This window comes from Saccharopolyspora indica (assembly GCF_027853965.1).
Lineage (GTDB): Bacteria > Actinomycetota > Actinomycetes > Mycobacteriales > Pseudonocardiaceae > Saccharopolyspora > Saccharopolyspora indica.
This window is the reverse complement of sequence record NZ_JAQGLB010000007.1, coordinates 244712-270951: the sequence shown is the minus strand read 5'-3', so window position 1 is coordinate 270951 and position 26240 is coordinate 244712. Positions and strand designations below refer to the sequence as shown.

Annotated in this window: 25 protein-coding genes; 11 read left to right on the top strand and 14 right to left on the bottom strand. The window is 72.0% G+C overall.

Features of this window, described 5'->3' with window-relative positions; translation table 11 throughout:
• The first annotated feature begins 29 nt into the window (after nucleotides 1-29).
• The gene (locus tag OU416_RS18350) at nucleotides 30-1460 is read left to right on the top strand and encodes an aminotransferase-like domain-containing protein (protein ID WP_270928204.1); all 1431 of its coding nucleotides are present in this window, start codon (nucleotides 30-32) and stop codon (nucleotides 1458-1460) included.
• Here OU416_RS18350 and OU416_RS18345 read toward each other — a convergent pair whose 3' ends face one another.
• The 7 genes from OU416_RS18345 to OU416_RS18315 form a co-directional block, all read right to left on the bottom strand.
• Nucleotides 1461-2975 carry a glycosyltransferase family 39 protein gene (locus OU416_RS18345; protein ID WP_270928203.1) on the bottom strand — a complete coding sequence of 505 codons (1515 nt, stop codon included), beginning with the start codon at nucleotides 2973-2975 and terminating at the stop codon, nucleotides 1461-1463.
• Nucleotides 2976-3056: 81 nt separating this feature from the next.
• On the bottom strand, nucleotides 3057-4253 hold the full coding sequence (locus OU416_RS18340; protein ID WP_270928202.1) for an ABC transporter permease: 1197 nt from the start codon (nucleotides 4251-4253) through the stop codon (nucleotides 3057-3059).
• Nucleotides 4254-4451: 198 nt separating this feature from the next.
• Nucleotides 4452-5678 (bottom strand): hypothetical protein, encoded by a 1227-nt coding sequence (locus OU416_RS18335; RefSeq protein WP_270928201.1) that lies wholly within the window; start codon nucleotides 5676-5678, stop codon nucleotides 4452-4454.
• On the bottom strand, nucleotides 5675-6382 hold the full coding sequence (locus tag OU416_RS18330; RefSeq protein WP_270928200.1) for an ABC transporter ATP-binding protein: 708 nt from the start codon (nucleotides 6380-6382) through the stop codon (nucleotides 5675-5677). Before OU416_RS18330 ends, OU416_RS18335 begins: the two co-directional genes overlap by 4 nt.
• Nucleotide 6383: 1 nt before the next feature.
• Nucleotides 6384-7175 (bottom strand): hypothetical protein, encoded by a 792-nt coding sequence (locus OU416_RS18325; protein WP_270928199.1) that lies wholly within the window; start codon nucleotides 7173-7175, stop codon nucleotides 6384-6386.
• Complete coding sequence (locus OU416_RS18320; RefSeq protein ID WP_270928198.1) at nucleotides 7172-7708, bottom strand: RNA polymerase sigma factor; 537 nt, start codon at nucleotides 7706-7708, stop codon at nucleotides 7172-7174. The genes OU416_RS18325 and OU416_RS18320 overlap by 4 nt, the downstream gene beginning before the upstream one ends.
• 41 nt (nucleotides 7709-7749) lie before the next feature.
• Nucleotides 7750-7959 (bottom strand): hypothetical protein, encoded by a 210-nt coding sequence (locus OU416_RS18315; protein ID WP_270928197.1) that lies wholly within the window; start codon nucleotides 7957-7959, stop codon nucleotides 7750-7752.
• 231 nt (nucleotides 7960-8190) lie between these two features.
• On the opposite strand from OU416_RS18315, the gene OU416_RS18310 reads away from it, so the two are divergent.
• The 4 genes from OU416_RS18310 (at nucleotide 8191) to OU416_RS18295 (ending at nucleotide 15463) form a co-directional block, all read left to right on the top strand.
• Entirely contained in the window at nucleotides 8191-9690 is a 1500-nt protein-coding gene (locus OU416_RS18310) for a cytochrome ubiquinol oxidase subunit I (protein ID WP_270928196.1), read from the top strand.
• Nucleotides 9691-9710: 20 nt separating this feature from the next.
• Entirely contained in the window at nucleotides 9711-10724 is a 1014-nt protein-coding gene (gene cydB, locus OU416_RS18305; RefSeq protein ID WP_270928195.1) for a cytochrome d ubiquinol oxidase subunit II, read from the top strand.
• A gap of 180 nt (nucleotides 10725-10904) precedes the next feature.
• Nucleotides 10905-14153, top strand: coding sequence for a thiol reductant ABC exporter subunit CydD (gene cydD, locus OU416_RS18300; RefSeq protein ID WP_270928194.1), 3249 nt, complete (start codon nucleotides 10905-10907; stop codon nucleotides 14151-14153).
• A 152-nt stretch (nucleotides 14154-14305) separates the two neighbouring features.
• Complete coding sequence (locus tag OU416_RS18295) at nucleotides 14306-15463, top strand: GAF domain-containing sensor histidine kinase (protein ID WP_270928193.1); 1158 nt, start codon at nucleotides 14306-14308, stop codon at nucleotides 15461-15463.
• 13 nt (nucleotides 15464-15476) lie between these two features.
• Here the strand turns inward: OU416_RS18295 and OU416_RS18290 are convergent, their stop codons facing one another.
• From OU416_RS18290 to OU416_RS18280, 3 genes are all read right to left on the bottom strand, one after another.
• Nucleotides 15477-16118, bottom strand: a complete 642-nt coding sequence (locus tag OU416_RS18290) for a response regulator (protein ID WP_270928192.1) — start codon at nucleotides 16116-16118, stop codon at nucleotides 15477-15479.
• Between the two features lie 56 nt (nucleotides 16119-16174).
• Nucleotides 16175-16687, bottom strand: coding sequence for a DoxX family protein (locus OU416_RS18285; RefSeq protein ID WP_270928191.1), 513 nt, complete (start codon nucleotides 16685-16687; stop codon nucleotides 16175-16177).
• Between the two features lie 65 nt (nucleotides 16688-16752).
• Nucleotides 16753-17349 (bottom strand): macro domain-containing protein, encoded by a 597-nt coding sequence (locus OU416_RS18280; RefSeq protein ID WP_270928190.1) that lies wholly within the window; start codon nucleotides 17347-17349, stop codon nucleotides 16753-16755.
• A 186-nt stretch (nucleotides 17350-17535) separates the two neighbouring features.
• Between OU416_RS18280 and pheA the strand changes: the two genes are divergently transcribed.
• Together pheA and OU416_RS18270 are read left to right on the top strand one after the other, a co-directional pair.
• The gene (gene pheA / locus OU416_RS18275; protein WP_270928189.1) at nucleotides 17536-18459 is read left to right on the top strand and encodes a prephenate dehydratase; all 924 of its coding nucleotides are present in this window, start codon (nucleotides 17536-17538) and stop codon (nucleotides 18457-18459) included.
• Entirely contained in the window at nucleotides 18456-19100 is a 645-nt protein-coding gene (locus OU416_RS18270) for a histidine phosphatase family protein (protein ID WP_270928188.1), read from the top strand. The genes pheA and OU416_RS18270 overlap by 4 nt, the downstream gene beginning before the upstream one ends.
• A gap of 37 nt (nucleotides 19101-19137) precedes the next feature.
• Here the strand turns inward: OU416_RS18270 and OU416_RS18265 are convergent, their stop codons facing one another.
• Together OU416_RS18265 and OU416_RS18260 are read right to left on the bottom strand one after the other, a co-directional pair.
• Entirely contained in the window at nucleotides 19138-19488 is a 351-nt protein-coding gene (locus OU416_RS18265; RefSeq protein ID WP_270928187.1) for a metallopeptidase family protein, read from the bottom strand.
• A gap of 17 nt (nucleotides 19489-19505) precedes the next feature.
• Nucleotides 19506-20507: a septum formation family protein gene (locus OU416_RS18260; protein WP_270928186.1), complete on the bottom strand. Its 1002-nt coding sequence runs from the start codon at nucleotides 20505-20507 to the stop codon at nucleotides 19506-19508.
• 138 nt (nucleotides 20508-20645) lie between these two features.
• On the opposite strand from OU416_RS18260, the gene OU416_RS18255 reads away from it, so the two are divergent.
• The 3 genes from OU416_RS18255 (at nucleotide 20646) to serS (ending at nucleotide 23864) form a co-directional block, all read left to right on the top strand.
• Nucleotides 20646-21302, top strand: a complete 657-nt coding sequence (locus tag OU416_RS18255) for a hypothetical protein (RefSeq protein ID WP_270928185.1) — start codon at nucleotides 20646-20648, stop codon at nucleotides 21300-21302.
• A 3-nt stretch (nucleotides 21303-21305) separates the two neighbouring features.
• Nucleotides 21306-22475 carry a glutathionylspermidine synthase family protein gene (locus tag OU416_RS18250; RefSeq protein ID WP_270928184.1) on the top strand — a complete coding sequence of 390 codons (1170 nt, stop codon included), beginning with the start codon at nucleotides 21306-21308 and terminating at the stop codon, nucleotides 22473-22475.
• 126 nt (nucleotides 22476-22601) lie between these two features.
• Nucleotides 22602-23864 (top strand): serine--tRNA ligase, encoded by a 1263-nt coding sequence (serS, locus tag OU416_RS18245; RefSeq protein WP_270928183.1) that lies wholly within the window; start codon nucleotides 22602-22604, stop codon nucleotides 23862-23864.
• A gap of 128 nt (nucleotides 23865-23992) precedes the next feature.
• Here the strand turns inward: serS and OU416_RS18240 are convergent, their stop codons facing one another.
• Nucleotides 23993-24586, bottom strand: a complete 594-nt coding sequence (locus OU416_RS18240; protein WP_270928182.1) for an endonuclease — start codon at nucleotides 24584-24586, stop codon at nucleotides 23993-23995.
• Nucleotides 24587-24682: 96 nt separating this feature from the next.
• On the opposite strand from OU416_RS18240, the gene OU416_RS18235 reads away from it, so the two are divergent.
• Complete coding sequence (locus tag OU416_RS18235; RefSeq protein ID WP_270928181.1) at nucleotides 24683-25261, top strand: helix-turn-helix domain-containing protein; 579 nt, start codon at nucleotides 24683-24685, stop codon at nucleotides 25259-25261.
• A 7-nt stretch (nucleotides 25262-25268) separates the two neighbouring features.
• Here OU416_RS18235 and OU416_RS18230 read toward each other — a convergent pair whose 3' ends face one another.
• The gene (locus OU416_RS18230; RefSeq protein ID WP_270928180.1) at nucleotides 25269-26141 is read right to left on the bottom strand and encodes an LLM class flavin-dependent oxidoreductase; all 873 of its coding nucleotides are present in this window, start codon (nucleotides 26139-26141) and stop codon (nucleotides 25269-25271) included.
• Between the last annotated feature and the right edge of the window lie 99 nt (nucleotides 26142-26240).

Below are 26240 nucleotides of genomic sequence, written 5' to 3'. Positions count from 1 at the left end.
AGGGCCAGTTCAGCTAGATTGGTTCCTCGATGGAGCCAATTTCTCTGGAGCGCATCATCGGCCTGCTCGGGCGCTGGGCGGTGCAGCGCGGAACGCTGCACGAGCTGCTCACCACCCGGTTGCGGCAGCTGATCGCCGACGGCAGCCTGCCGCCCGGCGCGCTGCTGCCGTCCGACCGCGCGCTCGCCGGTGCGCTCGTGGTCGGCCGCAACACCGTGATCGCCGCGTACCGGACCCTCGGCGAGGAGGGGTGGGTCGAGCGCCAGCAGGGCAGCGGTACGCGGGTCGGCACCGCGCTGCTCAGCGCCGCTCGAACCGCCGCCGTCGAGTCGGCGAGTCCGCTGTTCCTGCACCTGCTGGAGCCCTCGGACGACGCGATCCAGCTGACCTGCGCGAGCCCGTGGCAGCCACCGCCGGAACTCGTCGAGCTCCAGCCGGTCGCCGCGGCGAAGTTCGGCGCGGTCGGCGCGGACATGGGCTACCACCCGGCCGGTGTTCCCGAGCTGCGGCAGGCGCTGGCCGACCACTACGCGAAGCGCGGTCTGCCCACCTCCGCCGAGCAGATCCTCGTCACCACCGGTGCGCAGCAGGCGCTGTCGCTGCTGGTGCGGCTGCTGGTCGCGCCCGGTGACGAGGTGCTGCTCGCCGCCCCCACCTACCCGGGCGCGTTCGAACTGTCCAAAGAGGCCGGTGCGCGGATCCGCGCGGTGCGCGCCGACGACGGGCTGGACCTGGAGGGCTACCTGCGGGCGGTGGCCGACCGCCCGGCGCTGGCCTACGCGATCACCGCGTTCCACAACCCCACCGGCGAACTGCTGACCGAGCTGCAGCGCACCCGGCTGGCGGAGACCTGCCTGCTGCACGGCGTTCCGCTGATCGACGACGAGGTGCTGGCCGAGCTGGACCTCGACGGCGCAGCACCACCACCGCTGCACGGCGCGATCAACGTGGGTTCGCTGAGCAAGCTCGTCTGGGGTGGTCTGCGGGTCGGCTGGGTGCGCGCGAGCGAACCGGTGATCAACCGGCTGGCGCGGCTGAAAGCGATGCACGACCTGGGGAGCGCGGTGTTCGACCAGTGGCTGGCCGCCGAGCTGCTGCCGCGGCTCGGCGCCGTCCGCGAGCGCCGGACGCGCGAGCTGCGGGCCAGCCGCGACCGGCTGTGCGAGGAGCTGGCCGCGAACCTGCCGTGGACCTTCCAGGTGCCCTCCGGTGGCCAGACCGCTTGGGTAGCGCTGCCGCACGGCGATGCGGGGGCCTTCGCCCAGCACGCGCTTCGCTTCGGTGTCGCGGTGCTCCCCGGGCAGACGATGGACCCGGAGCTGCGCAGCGGCCGGAGCTTGCGCATCCCGTTCGTGCTACCGCCCGACGAGCTGTCCGAGGCGGTGCGCCGGATGGCCGAGGCGTGGAACTCCTACGACGGCACGGCCTCGGTCACCGCGTTGCGCGCGGTCGTCGTCTAGTCATGTGATCGCGCCCGGGAGTTCGGTGCCGGTGCCGGTGGCGCCGTCGAAGATGCCCATGCGCTGGAAATCCGGCCAGAGATCGGGCCAGGGCTCCCGGGGGCCGGTGGCCAGCCAGATCGTCGCGCCCTCGTAGTAGGTGTCCACCGCGAGCCCTGTGTCCACTGCGGTCATCGGGCGGACCTCGCGGAAGTGCTGGAGCAGGTAGTCGCGGGTGCCGCCGACGTAGAGCACCTGGCCGCCGCTCGGTCGGCTCAGGTGCCAGAAACCACGGCTCCCGCTGTGCACCTCGGTGATCCCGACGGCCGGGCCGAAGTGGTGCAGAGCGCTCGCCGACCAGTAGTCGTGCGTGATGACCTCGGTGCCCGGTGGTGTGCGGCGGTGCGCGTCGGCGACCGCGGCGGTCAGCTCGGGCCAGCCGATGCTGCCGCGGGCGAACACGTCGTGCTTCGGAACGGCCGACAGCGGCAGGATCGGGAGCGCAGCGATCGCTATGGCCGCGGAGGCCGCGTAGACGGTGCCGACGATCCAGCCGCGGATCGGCCGGTGCTCCCACTCGACCGCCGCCACGGCGTAGAGCAGGCCGAACATCCCGGCGACGTAGTACGGCCGCCCGTCCACGGCGGCGAAGGCCAACGCGATGCCGACCGCGGCCCAGCCCAGGTAGCGGTACTGGTGCAGGCGCGGGGAGCGCAGCAGTCGCCACGTGCCGAAGCAGATCGCGACAGCGCCGACGAGCCCGGCGCAGGCCACGGCGAACGGGAGGGTCAGCCAGCCGGTGGAGTTCTCGGACGCGACCGTGGCCGGCATCCGCAGCTGCGGCCAGCCGTTGGCGTGCTGCCAGAGCAGCGTGGGCGCCAGGGTGAGCGCGCAGAGGGCCGCGCCGCACCAGAGCATCGGGCGCCGCAGCAGCTCTCGCGGACCGATCAGCAGTGCGGCGATCCCGACGCCGAGCCACAGGACCGGGATCAGGAACTTGACCTGCAGCGCGACCGCGGTGACCGCGCCCGCCCAGAGCAGCAGCCGGTCGTCGCGCAGCCGGGTCCAGCGGACCAGCAGCCAGGTGGCGGTCGTCCACAGGACCGGGTCGATCGACCAGGTGGTGAGCATGTGCCCGGCGCTGGCGAACTGCGCCGTGACCGCCCAGGTCCCGGCCGCCGCGATCTGCGCGCGGTGACCGCCGCCGAGCTCGCGCGCGATCAGCGCGGTGACCACGGCGCCCGCCGCCATGGCGAGCGCGGCCGGAAAGCGCAGGGCGACGAGCGAACCGGGAGCCGCGTTGTCCAAAGTGGACGCTATGAGCGGTATCAGCGGAGGCTGGTCGGCGTAGCCCCAGGAGGGGTGGTGCCCGGCGGCGATGAAGTAGAGCTCGTCGGCGAAGTACCCGTAGCGCGGGCTGACCAGCACCAGCACCGCGGCCATCGCCGAGGCGATCAGCAGCACCGGCCGCCACGCGAACGGGAGCAGCGCGGGATCTTCTTTTCGCAGAACGGTTCTCTCGAGCACGGTGGTCATGTCCGGGCCCCTTTCCGGGTGTGCGGGGGCAGCACCTGAATTCGTCGAATTCAGGCGTGCGGATTTCGTTGTTCGGTTGCGCTATCGGATGTCGGTGACCAATTCCCCCATGGTCTCGGCGTCGCAGGTCTGGTTCGCCGCGTAGAACGCGGCCATCCACTCCCGGTCGGGAGCGTTGTCGGTGCGCTCTTCGGTCAGCCAGGACATGGCGGTCAGGTATCCCTCGTGGAAGATCTGGCCGGTGCACGCCACCTTGCGCGTCAAGAGGAGGTACGACGCCATCAGCTCGCGTTCGTACTCCGGGTCCGCGAGCCGGCCGGTGACGGTGGTGGCGTGCCGGTAGACGTTCAGGTCCCCGTCCGCGGGGCTGCCGCTGCCGGTGCGCAATTCCTCCGGAGCCCCCGGAATCCCGTCGAGCTTGCGCAGCATCGGCTGCGTCAAGGCGGCGATCTCGGCCAGCGCGGGTTCCTGGTAGGCCGGGACGCAGACCCGCGGACCGCTGACCGTGCACACCGGGACCACCGACGGCGGGTCCAAGAGCGCGTGCTGGTCGTACGGGATCGCGGAGGTCTGCACCGACAGGACCACGGCCAGCGCTGCGGGCAGCAGGGCGAGCCATCGTCGCCGGGCTGCGGCGCCGATGAGCAGCGCGCCCGCGATGGCGCTGAACAGCACCACCTGCAACGCGCTCGAGAATCCGGAGAAGATGCTGGATTCGAAGTACCGGTTCGGGCCGAGCGACATGGCCACCGCCCTCCCCCAGGTGGGGAATGAGACGAACGTGATCAGCGCGAACGTCAGCAGCGGGGTCACCACGACCATCAGCGGCCACCGCACGAGCCTGCCCAGCGCCATGCCGAAGGCGACCATGGTGCCGAAGAGCGGCCCGCACGCCAGCAGCGCCAGCACCCACAAACCGCTCGTCGGGACGGCGATCGGGATGATCAAGAACGCCGCGACCGCGACCGCGATCGCCATGCCGAGCACCGAGCTCAGGGTCAGCGCCAGCCAGGAGGCGACGAACGGCTGCCATCCCGGCCGGGGCGTGGTGGCCAGGACTTCACCGGTGCCGCGGCGGGTCTCCCGACCTGCCGCCCACGTTCCCGCGGCGGCCATGACCGGGCCCACGTAGAGCACGCTGAACCGGAGGGCCATGGTGAGCGCGTTCCAGTTGCCCGCCCACCACGGCTGCAGGAACGCCATCCCGATGAACAGGGCCGCCACCACCAGTGCGAGCGGTGCGGCTCTGCGCAGCTCGCGGCGCAGCGCCCGGATCACGCCGTGCTCTCCCGGTTCGCGCGCAGCACCGGGCGGGCCGCGAGCGGCGGAATGGTGTTCCCCAGGACCGCACGCGGTCGAGGAGCGCTGATCGACGTCATTTCCAGGTCCTTTCCGGGTGTGCGGCAGCGAGACTCGACCGCGCGTGGTTCTGGTGTGCCGTCCTCCTCCGGACGGCGTCGCGATTTCGTTGTGCGATCAGGGACTCGTGGTGGCCGGAATCAGTGCGCGCATCGCCTCGCCGTCGCAGTTCGCCTTGGCCGCGAAGAAGGCGGCGATCCATTCGCGGTCGGGGGCTCTTCCGCCGAGGGCCTGCTGTGCTCGCGGGATGTCGTCGAGCAGCCAGTGCTGGGCGGCCTCTGCGGCGGCCACGTGCTCGCCGTTCACTGTTGGCGTGCAGTCGGCGTAGTGCCGTCCATCCGGTTCCAGGGACAGCAGCAGGTGCGCCAGCGCTACGCGATTGCGCTGCGGATCCTCCAGTCGCCCGGTCAACGTCGAGTCGAACGTCCAGGCCGGTCCGCCGGCCGAATCGTGGGAGAACCGCACTGCTGTCGGAGCCGAGGCGATTCCGTCGAGTCGCGCCAGCATCGGCTGCACCAGACCGGCGAGTTCGTCGAGCACGGGCTCCTGGTAGCGCGGTACGCAGACGGTCGTGGTGCACACCTGCTGGACGGCCGCCGGGTCGTCGCGCATGTGCTCCTCGTAGGGCATCGAGGCCAGCTGCACCGACATCGCGATGGCCAGCGCCATCGGCGGCAGGGCGAGCCAACGCCGGCGCGCCACGCCGATGGCGAGGAGAGCCACCGCGATGGCGGCGTACCACGCAGTTTGCAGCGCGCTGGACAGGCCGGTGAACGTCGCGTAGTCGCTCGCCGGGCCCGCGTTCATCGTCAGGGACACCGGGGCGGACCAGCCTCGCACCGAGGCGAAGAGGATGCCCAGGAACGTCAGCGCCGGGGTCAGCACGACGACCAACCGCCAGCGAACCAACCGGCCCAGCGCCATCCCGAACGCGGCCAGCGCGCCGAAAGCCGGAACGCAGAGGAACAGCTCGAGGATCCACAGCGCGTCGCTCCCGGCGAGCGGGATCACGAAGATCGCTGCGACTCCGCAGGCCAGCACCAGGCCGAGCAGCGCAGCCGCGGTGAGCGCCGCCCAGGCCGCCACGTACGGCTGCCAGACCGGCCGGGGAGTGGTGGCCAGCAGATCGCCGGTGCCGCGGCGGAGCTCTCGGCCTGCCTGCCACGCACCGGCCGTCGCCACCAGCGGGCCCGCGTAGAGCAGGCCGAACCGCATGGACTGGGCGACGGCGTTCCAGCTGAGCGCTCCCCAGGGCTGCACCAACAGCAGCGTGGTGAGCGCGGCGAAGACGACCGGCGACAGCAGCACCGCGGCGCGGAACTCCCGGCGCAGCGCCCTGATCACGCCGCGCTCTTCCGGTTCGCGCGCAGGACCGCGTGGTAGCTCTCCTCCAGGTTCCCGCTGCCCAGCTCGGCCGGTGCGCCCCGGAAGAGCGGCCGCCCCGACTCCAGGACCCACAGCTGGTCGCAAGCACCGGCATCGCCCATCACGTGCGTGCTCAGCACCACGCAGCGGGTTTCGCCGAGCTCGCGGAGGAGTTCGCGGAGCTCCACCTGCTGCTCGGGATCCAGCCCGGCGGTCGGTTCGTCGAGCAGCAGCAGTTCCGGGTCGTTGACGATGGCCTGCGCGATGCCGACCCGCCTGCGCATGCCGCCGGAGAGCTTCTTGAGCTTCTCGTCGGCGCGGTCGGCCAGCCCGACGCGGGTCAGCGCCCGGTCCACCGCCAGCGGCAGCTCGGCGGCAGGCACCTCCTTCAGCCAGGCGAAGTGCTCGACGAACTCGCGCGCGGTGAACCTCGGGTAGTAGCCGAACTCCTGCGGCAGGTACCCGATCCGGCGGCGGATCTCGCGCAGGTCGGTGCGGCCCAGCGGCCGGATCGAGCCGCTGGTCGGCGCGATCAGCGTGGCCAGCGCCCGCAGCAGCGTCGACTTCCCCGCGCCGTTGGGGCCGAGCAGGCCGAGCACGCCGTGGTCGAGGTCGGCGGTGATCCCGGCCAGCGCGGTCCGGCGGCCGAATCGGATGGTCAGGTCGCGGATCTCGGTGGACAACTCAACTCCCGAAGTTCGAGTGCAGTCGGGTGCGGCGCAGGTAGAGCACGGCGGCGGAGGCGGCGATCAGCGCCGACCACAGCAGCGGCAACGGCCGGTCGAGCAGCACCGGGACCTGCTCGTTGAGCAGCGGCGCGCCTGTGAGCAGCCACCAGAGCACGGTGACTCCGACCGCGACCAGTTCCAGCCGGAACAGCGAACCCAGCGCCAGCGTGAGAGCGGTCAGCCCCAGGCAGGGCAGCAGCCAGGTCGTGACCGACGCGCGCCCGGTGAGCGCGCCGACCAGCGCGGCGGCCGGGACGGTCGTCAGCAGGACGGACATGGTGCGCCACAGGACCAGCCGCAACCCGCCGAACGGCGTGGCCGCGGTGATCTCGTAAGCCGGGTCGCCGAACTGCCCGAAGCACAGCGCGACGCCGAGGACCGGCAGGACGGGCGCGAACAGCAGCAGCGCGGAGCCGTGCTGCGACCACCAGCCCTCTTCCGGGGCGAGCTGGTCGAGCCCGATGGCGCACGCCAGCGCCACGAGCACGGCGAACAGCCACGCGCCGCGCGTGGCGGGCGCGGAGTTGAGCAGCACCCGGATCCGCCGCCACCGGCTGGGCCGGGGCCACTGCGGTGGCAGCGAGGTGAGCGAGGCGCGCACCTGCGCCAGCAGCGGGTCGTCGGCCACCGCCTCGTTGATCAGCTGCCTGCACGGAGCGCAGCCGAGCGCGTGGTCCTCGATCTCGTCGGCTTCGTCGGCTCGGCCGGCGGCGTAGGCACGCAGGGCGGACGCGGAGAAGTGCGTCATGCGAGTGCCTCCTTCAGCATGCGGCGCGCTTTGCGCATTCGGGTCTTGACCGTGCCCTCGGGTATGCCGAGCAGCGCCGAGGTCTCCCGGACCGTGCGCCCGTCGAGCGCGGTGGCCTGCAGGACCGCGCGCAGCTCCGGGGACAGCAGCCGGATCGCCTCGGCCAGTTCCGGGGCGAGGGTCCGGTCCATCACCTCGGCCTCGGCCGAGTCCGCGACGAGCGCCGACTCGGCCGGTTCGCCTGCCGACCGGACGCGGGCGCCGCGGCGGCGGTGCGCGTCGATCAGCCGCCGGGACGCGATGGTCCACAGCCAGGCGGCGGCGTTGCCCTGCGGATCGAACGACCGCGCTGAGCGCCACGCCAGCAGGAAGCAGTCCTGCAGCACCTCGGCGGCCAGCCCGGGGTCGTCGCAGCGGCGCCGCAGCCGCGCGGCGAGCCACCCGGCGTTGCGCTGGTAGAGCGCGTCGAACGCGGCCCGGTCGCCGCGGGCCACGGCCCGCAGCAGCTCCTCGTCGCTCTGTTCCTCCCGCACGTCTGGTCAGACGCAGCAGAACGTGAAACGGTTTTCGGCGCTCATCCGCACCGCCGCTCGGGCGCCTGACCACCGGGTTCGGCGACCACGACGATGTCGGTGCGCGCTAATCGCCGCGCCGTGCGGCGGTGCCCGCCCGGCAGCGCGCGCAGCCCGCGCTGCGGCGGTGCGCTCCTCCGGCGGCGCGATCTCGTCAGCAGCGCGACCACGGCGGCGAGCACGCCGACGGCGGCGAGTATCGGTGTCCGCATGGCAGATCCTCTCCGTTGGTCCCACCGGGTAGTACGCACCGCGCGCTGATCCGGTTTTCGCCAGAACATCTTTCCCGTCACCCGATGCGGCTGGTAAGAAGTAATCCGACCGGTGAGGATGAATGCGTTGCGTCGATGGGACCAAGGTCCTGTCCGCCGCAGGACCCTCGTCCGGGCGATAAAGGGCCCTTGCCTCTGCGGATTTCTCCCCGGGGTGGCCAGAGTGGACCCGTGGATCTGCTCGACATCGCCCGATGGCAGTTCGGGATCACGACCGTCTACCACTTCCTGATGGTGCCGCTGACCATCGGGCTCGCGGTGCTGGTCGCCGGGATGCAGACCGCCTGGTACCGCACCGGCAAGTACCGCTACCTCAAGATGACCAAGTTCTGGGGCAAGTTGATGCTGATCAACTTCGCCATGGGCGTGGTCACCGGCATCGTCCAGGAGTTCCAGTTCGGCATGGCCTGGAGCGCCTACTCGCGCTTCGTCGGCGATGTCTTCGGCGCGCCGCTGGCGATGGAGGGGCTGCTCGCGTTCTTCGTCGAGTCGACCTTCCTCGGCCTGTGGATCTTCGGCTGGGACAAGCTGTCCAAGGGCGTGCACCTGGCGTGCGCGTGGGCGTTCTCGCTGGCCACGGTGCTGTCCGCGTACTTCATCCTGGCCGCCAACTCCTGGATGCAGCACCCGGTCGGCGTGGAGCTGGTGGACGGCAGGCCGCGGCTGAACTCGATCTGGGCGGTGCTGGGCAACAACACCGTGCTCGCCGCGTTCCCGCACACCGTCTTCGGCTGCTTCGCGGTCGCCGGGTCGTTCCTGATCGGCATCGCGGCCTGGCAGATCGCCCGCCACCACCGCAAGTCCGCCGTCGACGACGAGGACCGCAAGGCCTGGCACGGCTCGCTGCGGCTGGGCGCCTGGGTCGCGGTGATCGCCTTCGCCGGGCTGGCGATCTCGGGCGACATCCAGGGCAAGCTGATGTTCCAGCAGCAGCCGATGAAGATGGCCTCCGCGGAGGCGCTGTGCCACAGCGAGGCACCGGCCAGCTTCTCGATCTTCGCGGTCGGCGACGTGGCCCGCCCGGACTGCGAGAACGTCAAGAGCATCACCGTGCCCTACATCCTGTCCTACCTGGCCAACGGCGACTTCACCAGCGAGGTCAAGGGCGTCCAGGCGCTCATCCCGGAGTACCAGGCGAAGTACGGCACGCACTACCCGGACGATCCGCGGCTGGGCCAGTTCGCCGGGCAGCCCATCGACTACACGCCGAACCTGCCGGTGACCTACTGGGGCTTCCGGTTCATGATCGGCTTCGGCGGTCTGGCGGCGCTCGGCGCGGTGGCGGTGCTGTGGCTGACCCGCAAGCAGAAGTTCCCCAAGGGCCGCTGGTGGGCGCCGCTGGCCGTGGCGGCGATCGGCCTCCCGTTCGCCGGGAACATCGCCGGCTGGGTGTTCACCGAGATGGGCCGCCAGCCCTTCGTGGTGGCGCCCAACCCCGATCCCTCCGGCATCGACGGCGTGTGGATGTACACCGCGCAGGCGGTCTCCGCCGGGGTGACGCCCGGCGAGATGCTGACCTCGGTGATCGCGCTGACCGCGCTGTACGGCGTGCTGGCGATCGTGGAGATCTTCCTGATGGTGCGCTACGTGCGCGGCGGGTTCGACGCGGTGCTGCCGCCTAAGCCGCCCGAGGGCGAAGAAGCCGACGAAGCCCTGTCCTTCGCGTACTGACGAGTTGAAGAGGACGAGCGATGGATCTGCCCACCTTCTGGTTCTGCGTGATCGCCCTGCTGTGGCTGGGCTACCTGTTCCTGGAGGGCTTCGACTTCGGCGTCGGCATGCTGCTGCCGATCCTCGGCCGCAAGGACGTCGAGCGGCGGGTGCTGATCAACACGATCGGCCCGGTGTGGGACGGCAACGAGGTGTGGCTGATCGTCGCCGGTGGCGCCATGTTCGCGGCCTTCCCCGGCTGGTACGCCTCGCTGTTCAGCACCGCTTATCTGCCGCTGCTGGTGCTGCTGCTGGTGCTGATCGGGCGCGGCGTGGCGTTCGAGTACCGCGGCAAGGTGGACAGCCACCGGTGGCGGCGCAACTGGGACCGGGTGATCGTGCTCGCCTCCTGGATCGCGCCGCTGGTGGTGGGCTTGGTGCTGTCGGCCAACGTCTTCGGGCTGCCGCTGGACGAGCACGGTGACCGGGTCGGCGGCTGGTGGACGATCTTCAGCGTGCCGAGCGTCGTCGGCGCGCTGGCGGTGTGCGGGTTCTCGCTGCTGCACGGCGCGGTGTTCCTGTCGCTGAAGACCGAGGGCGAGATCCGCGAGCGGGCCCGGCGGTTCGCGCTGCGGATGGGCGTGCCGCTGCTGCTGCCGGTGATCGCGCTGCTGTTCATCGCGCAGTTCACCGAGGGCTCCGCGTGGACGTGGGTGCCGCTGGTGATCGCGCTGGTGGCGGCGCTGGCCGGGCTCGCCCGGCTGTACCGGTGGCGCGACGGCCAGGCGTTCGTGCTGCAGGGCGTGGCGCTGGCCAGCGTGGTGATCACGCTGTTCGGCGCGCTGTGGCCGAACGTGATTCCGTCCACTTTGGACGCCGCGAATTCGCTGTCGATCGCGGACACCGCGTCCAGCCCGTACACGCTGACGGTGGTCACCTGGGTCGCGGCCTTCGGCACTCCGGCGGTGCTGATCTACCAGGGCTGGACGTACTGGGTGTTCCGCAAGCGCATCGGCACCAAGCACATCCCGCCGGTGCACGCGCCGTCCGCATGACGCCGCCCGCCGCTCGATGCGATTTCAATGGAAATCAGACGTCCGATTTCCATTGAAATCGCGCGGGGTTCTCGGCGTGTCGGGCGCCGGACACGCCGCGGTATGTCGAGCACCGCGGAATCGCCGGTCGCCTCGACACTGTGAGGCGGAGGTCGCAGGACGATTGGTGAGGAGCGAGTGATGGGTCCGCTGGGTGCGCTGCCGCGGTTGTCGGCGTCGGCTCGCCGGGCGCTCGTGGTCGCCGGGCTGCTGTCGGTCGGCAACGCGGTCGCGCTGATCGTGCAGGCCTGGGCGCTGGGCAGCGCGCTAGCGGCGGTGGTGACGCGCGGCGCCGGGCCGGGCGAGATCGGCGACCACCTGATCGTGCTGGCCGGTGCCGTGGTCGCGCGCGCCGCGCTGGCGTGGGCGACCGAGTCGGTGTCGGCCCGCGCCGCGGCGGGCGCGAAGGAGGAGCTGCGCGGCCTGCTGCTGGATTCCGCGCTGCGCCGCGGCCCGGAGTGGATCCAGCGGCGCGGCCCGGCCGAGCTGACCGCGCTGGCCACCAAGGGCCTCGACGCGCTCGACGCCTACTTCACCAAGTACCTGCCCGCGCTGGTGACGGCGGCCGTGGTGCCGCCGCTGGTGGGCGCCTGGATCCTGTGGTCGGACTGGGTCTCCGCGCTGGTCATCGTGATCACCGTGCCGCTCATCCCGCTGTTCGCCTGGCTGGTCGGCAAGTACACCGAGCAGCGCACCTCGCGGGCGGCCGACGCCGTCCAGCGGCTGTCCGGGCAGCTGCTGGAGCTGATCCGCGCGCTGCCGGTGCTCACCGCGTTCGGCCGCGCGCGGGCCCAGGGCGAGGTGGTCGGCCGGGTCAGCGACTCGCACCGCCGCACCACGGTCGCCACGCTGCGCGTCGCGTTCCTGTCCGCGCTGGTGCTGGAGCTGCTCTCGTCGCTGTCGGTGGCGATGGTGGCGGTGGGCATCGGCCTGCGCCTGGTCTCCGGCGACTTCGACCTGGCCACCGGCCTGCTGGTGCTGGTCCTGGCCCCGGAGTGCTACCTCCCGCTGCGCGCCGCGGGCGCCGCGCACCACGCCAGCGAGGACGGCGTGGAGGCCGTCCGCCGGGTCGACGAGATCGTGAGCGGCGATGGCGACCACCGGCCGGGCTCCGGCCACCCGCTCTCCGGAGAGCTGCGCGTCACCGGGCTCCGGGTGCGGCGGCGGGACGGGTTCGCGCCGGACGGGCTGAGCTTCACCGCGCGGCCGGGCGAGATCGTGCGGCTGGAGGGCTTCGACGGCATCGGCCCCAGCGGCAGCGGCAAGTCCACCGCGATGGCGGTGCTGCTCGGCTTCGCCGAACCGGCGAGCGGCACGATCACCTGCGACGGCGTGGACATCGCGGAGTTCGCACCGGCGGAGTGGCGCCGCCGCATCGCCTGGGTGCCGCAGCGCCCGACGTTCTCCGGCGGCACGGTCGAGGGCGAGCTCGCCCTCGCCGCGGCCGACCAGCCGGACCTCTCGGCCCACGTCGGCGAAGCGCTGGCCGAGGCAGCGGCGGCGCACCTGCGCGACCGCCGCACCGACGAACTGTCCACAGGGGAGCGTCAACGGGTCGCGGTGGCCCGCGCGCTGCTGCGGCTGCGCGGCGACGCGACGATCCTGCTGCTCGACGAGCCCACCGCGCACCTCGACACCGCCACGGCGCACCAGATCAACACGGCGATCCGCCGCGCGGCCGACGCCGGTGCCACCGTGGTGCTCGCCAGCCACCGGCCGGACGCCGCCGCGGAACGCTCCGAGGAGGCGCTCGCGACCGCCCCGGCCGCTGCGCCCGACCTGCCCGCTGCCCGCGGTCGCCTCCGCGACCTGCTCTCGCCGCGGCTGCTCGTCGGCACCGGCCTCGGCGCGCTGTCGCTGCTCTCCGGCCTCGCGCTGGCCGCGACGTCGGCCTGGCTGATCGCCCGCGCTTCGCAACAACCACCGATCCTCACGCTGTCGGTCGCGGTCGTCGGCGTGCGCACCTTCGCGCTCTCGCGCGCGGTGCTGCGCTACGTGGAACGGCTGGTCACGCACGATGCGGCGTTCCGGATGTCCGGCCGGATGCGGCGTCGGCTGTGGGACGCGCTGGTGCGGCTCGGACCGGTGCGCACCGCCGGGCTCCGCCGGGGCGAGGGCGTCGCCCGCCTCGTCGACGACGTCGACGCGGTCCGCGACCTGGTGCCGAGGGTGATCTTCCCGCCGCTGGTGGCCGTGATCGTGATGGTCGTGGCGGTCGTGGTGCAGGCGCTGGTGCTGCCCGAAGCCGGCGTGCTGCTCGCCGTCGTGCTCCTCGTGGCGTGCTTCGCGAGCCCGTTCGCGGCGGTGCTGGCGGAGCGACGCGCGACGACTGCCGTGGCCGAGGGGCGGCGACGGGTCGCGGCCCGCGTCCTGGGGCTCCTCGACGGCGCGGCGGAACTGCTCGCCTTCGGCGCGCACACCGGACAGCGCGCTGAGCTGGCGGCGGAGGACACGCGGCTCGCCGCGCGAGCCCGGCGCGCAGCCTTCGGCGCGGGTGCCGCGACAGCGGTGATCACCCTGCTCATCGGCATCGCGGTGCTCGGTGGTGCGTGGCTCGGCGCGGCCGCCGTGTCAGAAGGCCGCCTGGCACCCGAACTGGCGCCGCTGCTCGGGCTCGTGCCGCTCGCGGTGGCCGAAGCCGTCGCGCTGCTGCCACCGGCCGCGCAGCAGTGGCGTTCGCTGCGCGCCGCGCAGAACCGCCTGGAGCCGCTGCTCGCGGTGTCCGACGACGTCCAGGAGCGGAGCGCGCGCACGGACGGCGAGATCGAGCTCGCCGACGTCGACGTGCGCTGGCCGGGTGCTGCCGAACCGGCGCTGCGCGGCGTCGACCTGCGCGTGCCGGTCGGGACGCACGTGGCGATCGTCGGGCCTTCCGGCGGCGGCAAGTCGACGCTCCTGGCGCTGCTGCTGGGATTCCTGCGCGAGGAGCGCGGCGAGGCCCGGGTGCCGCAGCGGATCGCCTGGTGCCCGCAGGAACCGCAGCTCGTGTCGACGACGGTGCGCGAGAACCTGCGGGTGGCCGCGCCGCGAGCGAGCGACGACGAACTGGTCGAGGCGCTCCGGCTGGCCGGGTTGCCGCACTGGGACGAGCGCCTGGGCACCGTGGTCAGCAGCACGGCGATGTCCGGGGGCGAAGCGCAGCGCTTGGCGCTGGCCCGCGCGCTGCTGGTCCCCGACGCCGAGCTGGTGCTGCTCGACGAGCCGACGGCGCACTTGGACGTCCCGACCGCTGAGGCGCTCCTGGAGCGCCTGACGCACGAGCTGCGCGGTCGCACGCTGGTGCACGTGACGCACCGCTGGTCGGAAGCCGAGCGCGCCGACGTCGTCCTGCGCGTGGAGAACGGAGTGGTCCGAGCGGAAGCCGGGCAGGGCCGTGCGGTCGTCGGCTGAGCGGGAGCTCCGCTGGCCGGAAGCCGATGTCGCACCGGCCGCCCGCGTCGCGGTAGGAAGTCGGGTCGTGTTCCTCGCGCAGCCCACCGCCTGTGACCTGCGTCGTCAGGAGGCGCCAGCGACAGGTTGGGAGCTATAGCCTCGTGCACGACATGGATTCCTCCCTCGCCCGGCGAATGCTGGCGGCATCGACCGAGATCACCCGCGTGGCGCTGTCCGCGGAAGATCCCGACGCGGTGCTGCCGCTGGTCGTCCGCCGCGCAGCCGAACTCGCCGAGGCCGACCTCGGCGTCGTCACCGTCCGCGCCGACGACGGCCGCCTGACCGTCGAAGCGGCCTACGGCGCGCCATCCGCGACCGGCCCGCTCGGCGACCCGGTCGGCACCGTCCTGTCCTCGCGGTCCGCCGCCGCGCGCGTCGCCCGCAGCGGTGTCCCGGTCGTCGTCGACGACCTCATCGACGACCCGCTGACGGCCCCGTACGTCCCGGCTGCGCTGCGGGTCTACGGCCCGTTCGCGGTCGCTCCGTTCGGCACCCGCGAGCGCCGGCTGGGCGCGCTGGCGGTGTACCGCAGGCGCGGCGCGAGCACGTTCACGCGGGTCGCGGTTGACGTGCTGACCTCGTTCGCCGCGCAGGCCGGGCTGGCGCTGGTGCTCGCCGAGGGCTCCACCGCGCGGCAGCGGATCGCGGTGTACCAGGAGCGCGAGCGCATCGCCCGCGATCTGCACGACGTGATCGTGCAGCGGCTCTACGCCACCGGAGTGCAGTTGGAGGTGCTGGAGCGGCGGCTGTCCGGGCAGCTCGCGCCCGCCGACGCCTCCCGGCTGGCGGAGACCATGGAGCAGATCGACCAGGCGATCGCCGAGGTCCGGGCCACCGCCCGCACGCTGCGCTCGGCCGACCCGGAAACACCCGACCAGGCGCCCGCGCTGGACGACTCGATGCGCTCCGAGGTGCAGATCGCCGGCGAGCTGCTGGGCCGCCCGCCGCGGCTGGAGATCGAGGGCGACCTGTCGGACGTGCCGGTCCAGGTCGCCGACCACGCCCGCGCCGCCCTGCGCGAAGCGCTGTCCAACGTGGTCAGGCATGCCGGGGCGAAGGCGGTGCTGGTCCGGGTCCGCCGCTCGACGGCCGGACTCCTCCTGCAGGTGGTCGACGACGGCTGCGGAATCCCCCGCGACGTGAGCAAGCGAGGCCTGCGAAACCTCGAAGAACGAGCAGTCGCAGCAGGAGGCCGCTGCGTCCTGACCTCATCCCCCGACAGCGGAACCACAGTCACCTGGGAAGTACCGCTCAGCCCGAGCAAGTAGGCAAGTTCGGCTCTCAGAGCTGGCCCTGGCGGCGGGCTACCCAGGCGGCGGCTTGGGTGCGGCGTTCCATGCCGAGCTTGGCCAGCACCGAGGTCACGTAGTTCTTCACCGTCTTCTCCGCCAGGAACAGCTGTTCGGCGATCTGGCGGTTGGTCAGGCCCTCGCCGATCAGCTCCAGCACCCGGCGCTCCCGCTCGGTCAGCGCCGCCAGCTCGTCCTGCTCCGGGCTGCTCGACTGGCGCAGCCGGGCCAGCACCCGGCCGGTGGTGATCGGGTCCAGCAGCGACCGGCCCGCCGCCACCTCGCGGACCGCGTTGACCAGGTCCTGGCCCCGGACCTGCTTGAGCAGGTAGCCGGACGCCCCGGCGTTGATCGCCCCGACCAGCGCGGCCTCGTCGTCGAACGCGGTCAGCACCAGGCAGTACGGCGGCTCGGGCAGCTCGCGGAGCCGTCGGCACAGCTCCAGGCCGTCGCCGTCGGGCAGCCGCATGTCGATGACGGCGACGTCGGGACCGGTCGCCTGCGCGCGCACCAAGGCCTCGCCGACACCACCGGCCTCGGCGACGATCGTGACGTCCTCCTCGGTGTCCAGCAGGTCGCGCAGACCGCGCCGGACCACCTCATGATCATCGACTAGCAGCACGCTCACCGGCACGACACCCACGCTACGTAGGTACCCGCCAGCAGGTGCGCTTAGGGTCGGATCCGGCGCTATTTCTTGATCTTCGCCACGCCCTTGACCGCGCCGACGGTCTGGTGGGCCTGCGCGGAGACCTTGCGCGCGCGGCGCTTGGCGCGGTAGCCGACGGAGGGCTTGCCGCCGGTGTCCACCGCGGTCAGCAGCAGGCCGCCGAGCAGCCCGACGTTCTTGAGGAAGTGGACCTGCTGGTTGGCGCGTTCCTGCGGGTCGGAGATCTCCCAGAAGGCGTGCGCGGCCAGCGTCGTCGGCACGACGCTGCCCGCCAGCAGCAGCGCGGACAGCCGCGGGAACTTGCCGAGCGCCAGCAGCGCACCCGCGCCGATCTTGACCGCGCCGTCGATGCGCACCAGGGTCTCCGGGTCGGTGGGCACCTGCTCGGGCAGCGAGTCCTTGATCGGTCCGGTGGCCTTCTCCAACAGCGGGGCCGCCGCTTTGGCGTGGTTCGGCGCATCGCGCAGCGACCCGATCCCGCCGTAGATGAACACCGCGGCGAGCATCGGCCGGGCCAAACGGCGAATCAGCATCGGGGAACCTCCTCGGTGGTCGGTGCGCCCGACGGTACTCATCACCGCCCGGTTCCGCCTGATCGTCAGCGCTGGTCCACGTGGGTGAACACCTCGTCCCACGCGGCGGCGATCTGCCGCGCGCACAGGTCCGGCGCCACGCCGCCGACGCCGGTGCCCAGCCCGGGCATCGCGATCGACCGCACCACCTGCCGCACCAGCGCGCCGTTCTCCAGCACCGCGCTGGCCCAGAGCCGCAGCACCGCGCGCGCCGCCAGGTAGGGGTGCACGGTGTCGACGGGCAACAGCTCCCCGGGCTCCCGCATGGTGGGCGCGCTGATCAGCCAGATCGGGTTCGGCGCCCCGGTGGGCACCAGCAGCGCCTCGCCGACCGGCAGCTCCCCGCCGTGGTAGGCGAGCACGGCGCTGCGCACCTGCTCCTCCACCTCCGGGAAGGCCCGCGCGTACACGGCGTCGATGCCGCCGCGCATCCAGCCGTAGGAATTCGCCGGGCTCACCACGGCGTCCACGGTCAGGTCGAGCACGGAACCCCGGTGGACGCTGAGTCCGACGCGGTCGTCTGCGATCTCCTGCCAGGCTGCGGCCAGCGGCTCGTCCAACGCGCACAAGACGAGCTGCAGCTCCGGCTCAGCTCCCTCCGACGCGGTCACGACACACAGCATCGCAGGAAAGCCCGAACAAGTGGCATCGGGTAGGTCACACCTGGAGCGCATTGCGGGTTCGGGACGCCGCGGTCGCCTCGCGGGGGTGGGGTCCGTGAGCGTTTCGGGGTGCCATGACGCCCCGAAACGCTCACGGATCCGACCCGTAGCGCGGGCTGGCCGGGAGGACTTCTCTAGGGTGGTCGTGTGCCACAAATCGCGTACCTCGGCCCGGCGGGCACCTTCACCGAGCAAGCCACCAGGTCGCTCACCGGGGACTTCGACGCCGAACTCGTGCCCTTCGAGACCGTCCCGCTGGCGCTGGCCGCGGTGCGCCGCGGCGAGGTGCTGGCGGCCGGGGTTCCGGTGGAGAACTCCGTGGAGGGCTCGGTGCCCGCGACGCTCGACGCGCTGACCACCGACGAGCCGCTGGTCGCCGTCCAGGAGACCCTGCTGCCGGTGCAGTTCGACCTGCTGGTCAGGCCGGGCACCGAGCAGCGCGCGATCCGCACCGTGGCCAGCCACCCGCACGCGCTCGCGCAGGTCCGCGAATGGCTCGCGGCGAACCTGCCCGGCGCGGAGGTGCGGGCCACCAGTTCGACCGCGGCCGGTGCCGCGGCGGTGGCGGCGGGCGAGTTCGACGCGGCGATCTCGGCACCGGTCGCCGTCGAGCACTACCCGTCGCTGGCGCGGCTGGTCGGCGGCATCGCCGACGTGCGCGATGCGGTGACCCGCTTCCTGCTGGTCCGCCGCCCCGGCAAGCTCCCGGAACCGACCGGCGCGGACCGCACCTCGGTGTGCGCGGTGATCGGCGACGAGGTCGGCTCGCTCGCCGAGCTGCTCGCCGAGCTGTCGCTGCGCGGCATCAACCTCAGCCGCATCGAGTCCCGGCCGATCAAGGACCGCTTCGGCGAGTACCGGTTCTTCCTGGACTTCGACGGCCACGTCGCGGACGCCCGCATCGGCGACGCGCTGACCGCCCTGCGCCGCCGGTGCAGCACGGTCCGGTTCCTCGGCTCCTACCCGAAGGCCGACAAATCCCCGGCCAGCGTGCGCGAGACGGCCTCGGAGCAGGCCTTCCGCCTCTCCGCCCAGTGGGTCGAGGACGTACGAGCAGGGCGGCTGGCATGAACGGGTTCGAGCTCGCAGCGCCCACCGGACTGCGCCTGGTCCTGATCCGGCACGGGCAGACTCCGGCCAACGTGGATCACGTGCTCGACACGCTGCCGCCCGGCCCGGGTCTGACCGAGCTGGGGCAGCGGCAGGCGGCGGAGCTGGCGGTGCGGCTGGCCGAGGAGAAGATCGTCTCGATCCACGCGAGCCGGGCGATCCGCGCGCAGCAGACGGCGCAGCCGCTGGCGCAGCGCCACGGGCTGCCCGTCGAGATCGTCGAGGGCACGCACGAGGTCTACGCCGGTGACCTGGAACGCCGGGGCGACGTGGCGGCGCTGCGGAGCTTCCACGAGGTCTACTCGCTCTGGCACGGCGGCGAGCTCGACGTGCCGATGCCGGGCGGCGAGACCGGCCGCGAGGCCCTGACCAGGTTCGTCGCCGGAGCACGCACCGCGATCGACGGAGCGGGCGACGGCTCGGTGGTCCTGGTCAGCCACGGCGCGATGCTCCGCCTCGCGGCAGCCGCCCTGGCCTCGAACGTCGACGGCGCAACGGCCAACTCGGTCCTCCTGCCCAACACCGGAGTGATCGTCCTGGAGTCCGACCCCGACGCCCCCACCGGCTGGACCTGCCCCTCCTGGGACGGCCTCCCGAGCTGATGGTCAATTTCGTACGAAATTGACGCGCGCCCGGCTGCTAGCCCCAGCCGAGGGCGTGGAGCTTGTCGTCGTCGATGCCGAAGTGGTGGGCGATCTCGTGGATCACCGTCACCGCGATCTCGTCGACCAGCTCCTCCTCGTCGGCGCACATCTCCAGCAGCGGTTCGCGGTAGATCGAGATCCGGTCCGGCATGACCCCGGCGTAGGTGCTGTCGCGCTCGGTCAGCGCGATGCCCTCGTACAGCCCGAGCAGCGTCGGGTCCTCGGGATTGGCGTCCTCGACCAGGACCACGACGTTGTTCATCGCGGCCGCGAACTCCGCGGGCAGCAGATCCAGCGCGTCCGCGACGAGCTCCTCGAACCGGGCGCGGGTCATCTCCACCGGCATGGACCCGTTCTACCAGCTCAGCGCGGCTCGGTGGCGGGTGCGCCGGGCTCGCCGGGAGCGGTGGCGCGCGGCGCGGGCTCGGTGCCGACGCGCACCTCGCCCTTGACGCTGCCGGTCACCGGCGCCAGCCCGCTGCCGTCCGGCAACTGCGCGCTCACCTTGCAGTTGACCTGCCGCGATCCGGCGTCCCAGCTCTCCTGCGGGAGGGTGTCCCAGTAGACGACCAGGCCCTTGTCCTTGGCCACCGTCGGGCCGCCCGCGTAGCGGCCGGTCATCTCCTCGCACCGGCCGAACAGGAAGTCGTCCTGGGCCTTCTCCTCCGGGAAGCCGCCGGGGAACTGCTCGGCGAGGTCGACCACGCCGGTGATCTCCACCGAGTGCGGCCGCGCGCAGTCCACCGGGTCCCACACCGCGGTGCCGTTGACGCCCAGGCAGCGGCCCTCCGGGTAGGTGTTGGACTGGTCCATCGTCGAGGCGCTGCCGGTGATCGGGTAGAGCTTGCCGGACGGGCCGGGCTGCTGGAGGCCGCAGTGCAGCTTCCGGTCGCCGTCGGCCCAGCCGTCCTCGCTGGGCGTGAAGGCGCCGACGCTGAACCGGCCGTTGGGGTCGAACCGGCCGGACAGGAAGCCGGTGGAGACCTCCACGCAGCGCTCCTGCTTGAGCTCCTGCCACTGCTCGGTGTTCGGGAACGGGGCCTGCGGGCCGAACTCGGGGCCCAGGTCGGCGGTCCCGGTGACCTCGAACAGGTGCGGTTCGGCGCAGGTCACCTGGCGGATGTCCGAGGCATCGGGTTCGGCCCAGTTCAGGCAGCTGCCCGGCGGTGCGCTGAACACCACCTTCGGTGCCGGGGACTCGCCGAGCTGGTTGGGCCCGCCGCTGCGCGAGGACCCGCCGGTCGGCCAGTTCAGCAGCGCGCTGACCACCAGGACCAGCAGCGCGCCGAGCACGGCGCAGATCATCACGAGCCGGGTGTTGGGCTTCTTCCGGCTGGGACTCTGGGGTGCATCGGGCGCGGCCATCGAGGACATGATGCCTGGTTCGACATCGCGTTGCGCGGTTACCTGCGGCTGCTTCGGAACCGATTCGTTGCCGGGGCCGTCAGCTCGGTAGGTAATGTTGCTTCCGGGAGTGGGGCTATGACGGAAGATGGCAAGCCAGTGGCAGACGAGCAGTCGGGTGGGGGAACGCCGCCGAACCCTCCGCAGCAGCCCGAGCAGCCGACGGCGGGACCGGCGCGTGGTCAGATCCGGCACCAGGATGCCGAGAGCACGACCCCGCGCGAACCGACGCTAGCGGAGCAGCGCGCCCGGATCGCGGCGGAGAAGCGCCGCGAGGAGAAGGAACGCGCCGAGCTCCAGGCCGCGGAGCAGAAGAGCCAGAAGCGCCGCCGGGTGATGATCGGCGGCGGCGTGACGGTCGGCGTCGTGGCGCTGGTCGCCGCGATGTACTCGGCGTCCGAGGTCAGCAACGAGGCCAATGCCAGCGAGCAGTACTGCGCGACCGACCAGTCCGGCCAGCCGGGCGTCCGGGACGAGGACCAGTTCTGCGACCCGGCTTACGTGCAGAGCCACGGCGGTCACGTCAGCGGCGGCATGTTCTTCATGCCGATCTTCCTGCCCGGTGGTGGCATGGGGCAGGCCTCCTACCGCTACGCCTACACGCCCGCCGGTGTGTCGGCGCCGCCGGTGGGGTCGCCGGCGAGCGGATCGTCCTTCACCAAGCCGTCCGGGTCCACCATCAAGGACACCAGCGGCAAGACCATCCAGCGCGGTGGCTTCGGCATCAACAACAAGAGCGGCAGCAGCGGGAGCTGACGGGTGCGACGCAGGACTACCGAACGGCGGCCGGACTGGCAGGCCAAGGTCGAGGAGCTGGGGCTCGTCTTCGGCACGCCCGCCCGCGCGGCGGACGGCTCGGCGAGGCCCTACTGGGACGAGGGCGTGCACTACGAGTTCAGCCTCGACGAGGTGCTCTCCCTGGAGGCCGACGTCGAGCTGCTGCACTCGATGTGCCTGGACGCGGTGGACCACGTGGTCACCACCGAGCGCTACAAGGACTTCGGCATCCCGGAGTGGGTGTGGCCGAAGATCGCCGAGTCCTGGAAGCGCAGCGACCCGCACCTCTACGGCCGGTTCGACCTGCGCTACGACGGCACCGGCCCGGCCAAGCTGCTGGAGTACAACGCCGACACGCCGACCTCGCTGCTGGAGGCCGCGGTCGTGCAGTGGCACTGGCTGACCGAGTGCCACGAGGGCGACGACCAGTGGAACTCCATCCACGAGAAGCTGGTGGAGCGCTGGGGCGAGATCAAGGACCAGCTGGCGACCAACGAGGCGCACTTCACCTGGTCGTCGGCCGACACCACCGGTGAGGACAACATCACCGCCGCCTACCTGCAGGAGACCGCGGCGGAGGCGGGGCTGGACACCGTCGGCCTGGCGATCGAGGAGATCGGCTGGGACAGCCTGCTGGAGCGCTTCGTCGACCTCGAAGAGGCGCCGATGAACTCCGTCGTCAAGATCTACCCCTGGGAGTGGATGGTCGACGACGAGTTCGGCAAGCACGCGGTCAGCACGCTGCCCGCCACCCAGTGGATCGAACCGCTGTGGAAGATGCTGCTGTCCAACAAGGCGCTGCTGGCGATCCTGTGGGAGATGCACCCCGGGCACCCGAACCTGCTGCCGACGTTCCTGGACCAGCCGGGTCTGCTCACCGAGTACGTCCGCAAGCCGCGGCTGGGCCGCGAGGGCAACAACATCTCCGTGGTGGCGCCGGGCTGGGAGACCGAGACGGCGGGCATCTACGGCGAGGAGGGCTACGTCTACCAGGCGTTCGACCCGCTGCCGGAGTTCGACGGGATGCGCCCGGCCCTCGGTGCCTGGGTGGTCGGCGACTCCTCGGCGGGCCTCGGCATCCGCGAGACGGCGGGCCTGATCACCGACGACGGCGCGGCCTTCGTCCCGCACCGCATCCCCGGCACCAGCTGAGCGGGGCGGGGCGTCAATTTCGTACGAAATTGACGTTCACCCGGGTGATGGTCAATTTCGTACGAAATTGACCACAAGCCCACCCAGGCGTCGGAGGCCGGGTCGGTAGGACTACGCTGACCAGCTGTGATCGACCTGAAGACGCTACGCGATGATCCGGAAGCCGTGCGCGCTTCGCAGCGTGCGCGGGGCGAAGACGCGTCCCTGGTGGACGCGCTGCTGTCCGCCGACGAGCGTCGCAGGTCCGCGGTGTCCCGCGCGGACAACCTGCGCGCCGAGCAGAAGCAGCTCGGCAAGAAGGTCGGCAAGGCCAAGGGCGAGGAGCGCGATGCGCTGCTGGCCCAGGCCAAGGAGCTCTCCGCGCAGGTCAAGGAGGCCGAGGCCGCGCAGTCGGAGACCGACGACGAGCTGCTGCGCGCGCAGAAGGCCGTCCAGAACATCGTCGAGCCCGACGTCCCGCCGGGCGGCGAGGACGACTACGCGGTGCTCAAGCACGTCGGCGTGCCGCGCGAGTTCGACTTCGAGGTGAAGGACCACGTCGACCTGGGCAACGCGCTCGGGGCCTTCGACATGGAGCGCGGCGCGAAGGTGTCCGGCGCCCGGTTCTACTTCCTCACCGGCATCGGCGCGCAGCTGGAGCTGGCGCTGCTGAACATGGCGGCCGCGCAGGCGACCGCCAGCGGGTTCAGCCTGGTCGTGCCGCCGGTGCTGGTCCGGCCGGAGATCATGGAGGGCACCGGTTTCCTCGGCGCGCACTCCACCGAGGTCTACCGGCTGGAGGCCGACGACCTGTACCTGGTCGGCACCTCGGAGGTGCCGCTGGCCGGCTACCACTCGGACGAGATCCTGGACTTCTCCGACGGTCCGCTGCGCTACGCGGGCTGGTCGACCTGCTTCCGCCGCGAGGCGGGCTCCTACGGCAAGGACACCCGCGGCATCATCCGCGTGCACCAGTTCAACAAGCTGGAGATGTTCGTCTACTGCCGCGAGGAGGACGCGCGGGAGGAGCACCAGCGCCTGCTGGCCTGGGAGGAGGACATGCTGGCCAAGATCGAGGTGCCCTACCGGGTGATCGACACCGCGGCCGGTGACCTCGGCGCCAGCGCGGCCCGCAAGTTCGACTGCGAGGCCTGGGTGCCCAGCCAGCAGACCTACCGCGAGCTGACCTCCACCTCGAACTGCACCACGTTCCAGGCGCGGCGGCTCAACACCCGCTACCGCGACGAGGAGGGCCGTACCCGCATCGCGGCCACCCTCAACGGCACGCTGGCCACCACCCGCTGGATCGTGGCGATCCTGGAGAACCACCAGCAGGCCGACGGTTCGGTGCGGGTCCCGGTGGCCCTGCGCCCGTTCCTCGGCGGCCGCGAGGTCCTCGAACCCAAGTAGCGGTTCCCGCTCGTGAGCGGCGGTTTTGCCGGAAACTGGCACGCTGCTGCGCCCGGAACGCCGGGGCAGTTTCCGGCAAAACCGGCGCCCGGCCTGACACGCCGTCGGCGTGTCGGGCGCACCGCCGCTCACGCCCGGACCAGCGCTGCCGCCAGCCGCGCCAGGTCGTGGCCCTCGACGTGCTCGGCCAGCCGTTCCGGTTTGGTCGGCAGGCCCAGCTTCCGCGCGCCGGCCAGGGCCTTCTCGTCGAAGAACGGCCGCAGCTCGGGCCACACCAGCTGCACTTCGCGGCAGAAGATGTCCGCGCCCACCGGGCCGATCCGCGGCACCTCGGTGAGCAGCTCCCGCAGCACGTCCAGATCCCCGTCCGCCTTCGCCCGCATCCGGCGCAGATCGCCGTGGTAGCGGTCGATCAGCAGCTGAGCACCCTTGCCGAGCGCCGTCGACGTGCTCTCGTCGTAGCGGGCGTAGCGCCCGCGGTCGAGCGCGTCCACCCGCTGCTGCCAGGTCGCGTCGCACATCTTCTGCGGCGTGCCGAACTCGCCGAGCTCCCGCGCCGCCGACACCGCCAGCTCCGCCTTGATCCGCGTGGACATCAGCACCGCCAGCACCAGCAGCCGGTACAGCGGGGCGGGCTTGTTCTCCAGCTTGATCCCGGCTTCGGCGGCGTAGGTGGTGCCCTCGTCGTCCAGCAGGCGCTGCACTGTCTCCCGAACCGACATCACCACCACCTCCTGCCGAACACGGTTACCCGGCGGGGCATCGGGGCACACGCGCGATCGCAGCGAACCCGCCGCGCCCGACTTATGGTGTTCGACGTGTCCGACAACCCTGGTAGTTCGCGTGCTCTCGCCGGGCTGGGCGACCGGATCCGCCGGTTGCGGGCCGCCCGCGGGCTGGACCAGGGCGAGCTCGCGGCCCGCGCGGAGCTCGACGTGTCGCACCTGGTCAACGTCGAGCAGGGCGAGCTGACACCGGCGCTGGACGTGCTGGCCCGGCTGGCGACCGCGCTGGAGGTCGGCCTGTCCCAGCTGTTCACCGACGGCAGGCCGGGACCGGCGGCGATGGTGTTGCGCGGCAACGAGGTCCCGACGGTCGACACCGACGGCATGGCGCTGCAGGTGCTGACGCCGCGCGCGGTGATCCCCGGCCTCTACGCCGCGCGCTACCGGATCTCCCCGACCAGCGAGGGCGTGCGCCCGGTCAAGCACGAGGGGCACGACTGGCTCTACGTGCTCAGCGGCCAGCTGCACGTGGACTTCGACCAGGGCGCGACGACGCTGCGGGCCGGGGACAGCGTCAGCTTCAGCGCCCGCGTCCCGCACCGCCTTTCGGCCTTGGGCGGCGCGCCCGCCGAGTTCCTCGCGGTCGGCGCGACGCTGCTCGCTTCGCGGTGAGGTCTGATCAGATCTCCGGGAGGACTTCCGAGGCGATCTCCTCGACCGTCGACTCCTTGCCCGCGTAAGGGCCGTCGGCGCGCGGCCAGTGGGTGATCACGTCGGTGAAGCCGAGCTCGCGTGCGCGGCCCACCACGTCGCGGAAGTGCTCCACACTGGACATCGAGAACACCGGTCCGGCGTCGGCCTGCAGGTATCGGTCGACCTTCGCCGGGTCCCGCCCCTGCTCGGCGAGCGACTCGGCGAACCGCAGCGAGAGCTCGGCGACCGACCGCCACCAGGTCTCCTGGTCCTCCCGCGCGCGGCCGGTGGTGATCCAGCCCTTGCCGTACCGGGCGGCCAGCTGCATCGAGCGGGGGCTGTTGGCGGCCACCACGAACGGCAGCCGGGGCAGCTGCACGCAGCCGGGGTGCCTGCGGGCCTCCACGGCGGAGTAGTAGGTGCCCGAGTAGTCGGTGGAGTCGTGGGTGAGGATCCGGTCCAGCAGCTCCAGGAACTCGGCGAACCGGTCGGAGCGCTGGGCGGGCGTCAGCTCCGGCTGGCCGAGCACCCGGCTGTCGAAGGCAGCGCTGCCCGCGCCGATGCCGAGCGTGATCCGGCCGTCGGAGATGTCGTCGAGCGCGGTGAGCTCCCGCGCGAAGTGCACCGGGTGCCGGAAGTTCGGCGAGGCGACCAGGGTGCCCAGCCGGATGGTCGAGGTGACCATCGCGGCCGCGGTCAAGGTCGGCACCGCGTCGAACCACGACTTGTCCACAAGGGACCGCCAGCCCAGGTGGTCGTAGGTCCAGGCGTGGGCGAAGCCGTACTCCTCGGCCATCCGCCACAGCGGCTCGGCGGCCCACCAACGGTGCTCCGGCAGAATCACGATCCCAACTCGCACACGTCGACCGTACTGGTCGAGCACCACCGCCATCGACCCGATCAGGTGATGCGCGGTGGCGCGGATCGCGTTGGCGGGTGCTGGGTGCGGGTCCGCCCG

Coding starts and splice junctions, on each gene's coding strand:
- OU416_RS18350 (WP_270928204.1), top strand. CDS start 30: ATGGAGCCAATTTCTCTGGAGCGCATCATCGGCCTGCTCGGGCGCTGG.
- OU416_RS18345 (WP_270928203.1), bottom strand. CDS start 2,975: ATGACCACCGTGCTCGAGAGAACCGTTCTGCGAAAAGAAGATCCCGCG.
- OU416_RS18325 (WP_270928199.1), bottom strand. CDS start 7,175: ATGACGCACTTCTCCGCGTCCGCCCTGCGTGCCTACGCCGCCGGCCGA.
- OU416_RS18315 (WP_270928197.1), bottom strand. CDS start 7,959: ATGCGGACACCGATACTCGCCGCCGTCGGCGTGCTCGCCGCCGTGGTC.
- cydB (WP_270928195.1), top strand. CDS start 9,711: ATGGATCTGCCCACCTTCTGGTTCTGCGTGATCGCCCTGCTGTGGCTG.
- cydD (WP_270928194.1), top strand. CDS start 10,905: ATGGGTCCGCTGGGTGCGCTGCCGCGGTTGTCGGCGTCGGCTCGCCGG.
- OU416_RS18295 (WP_270928193.1), top strand. CDS start 14,306: ATGGATTCCTCCCTCGCCCGGCGAATGCTGGCGGCATCGACCGAGATC.
- OU416_RS18285 (WP_270928191.1), bottom strand. CDS start 16,687: ATGCTGATTCGCCGTTTGGCCCGGCCGATGCTCGCCGCGGTGTTCATC.
- OU416_RS18280 (WP_270928190.1), bottom strand. CDS start 17,349: ATGCTGTGTGTCGTGACCGCGTCGGAGGGAGCTGAGCCGGAGCTGCAG.
- OU416_RS18270 (WP_270928188.1), top strand. CDS start 18,456: ATGAACGGGTTCGAGCTCGCAGCGCCCACCGGACTGCGCCTGGTCCTG.
- OU416_RS18265 (WP_270928187.1), bottom strand. CDS start 19,488: ATGCCGGTGGAGATGACCCGCGCCCGGTTCGAGGAGCTCGTCGCGGAC.
- OU416_RS18260 (WP_270928186.1), bottom strand. CDS start 20,507: ATGGCCGCGCCCGATGCACCCCAGAGTCCCAGCCGGAAGAAGCCCAAC.
- OU416_RS18240 (WP_270928182.1), bottom strand. CDS start 24,586: ATGTCGGTTCGGGAGACAGTGCAGCGCCTGCTGGACGACGAGGGCACC.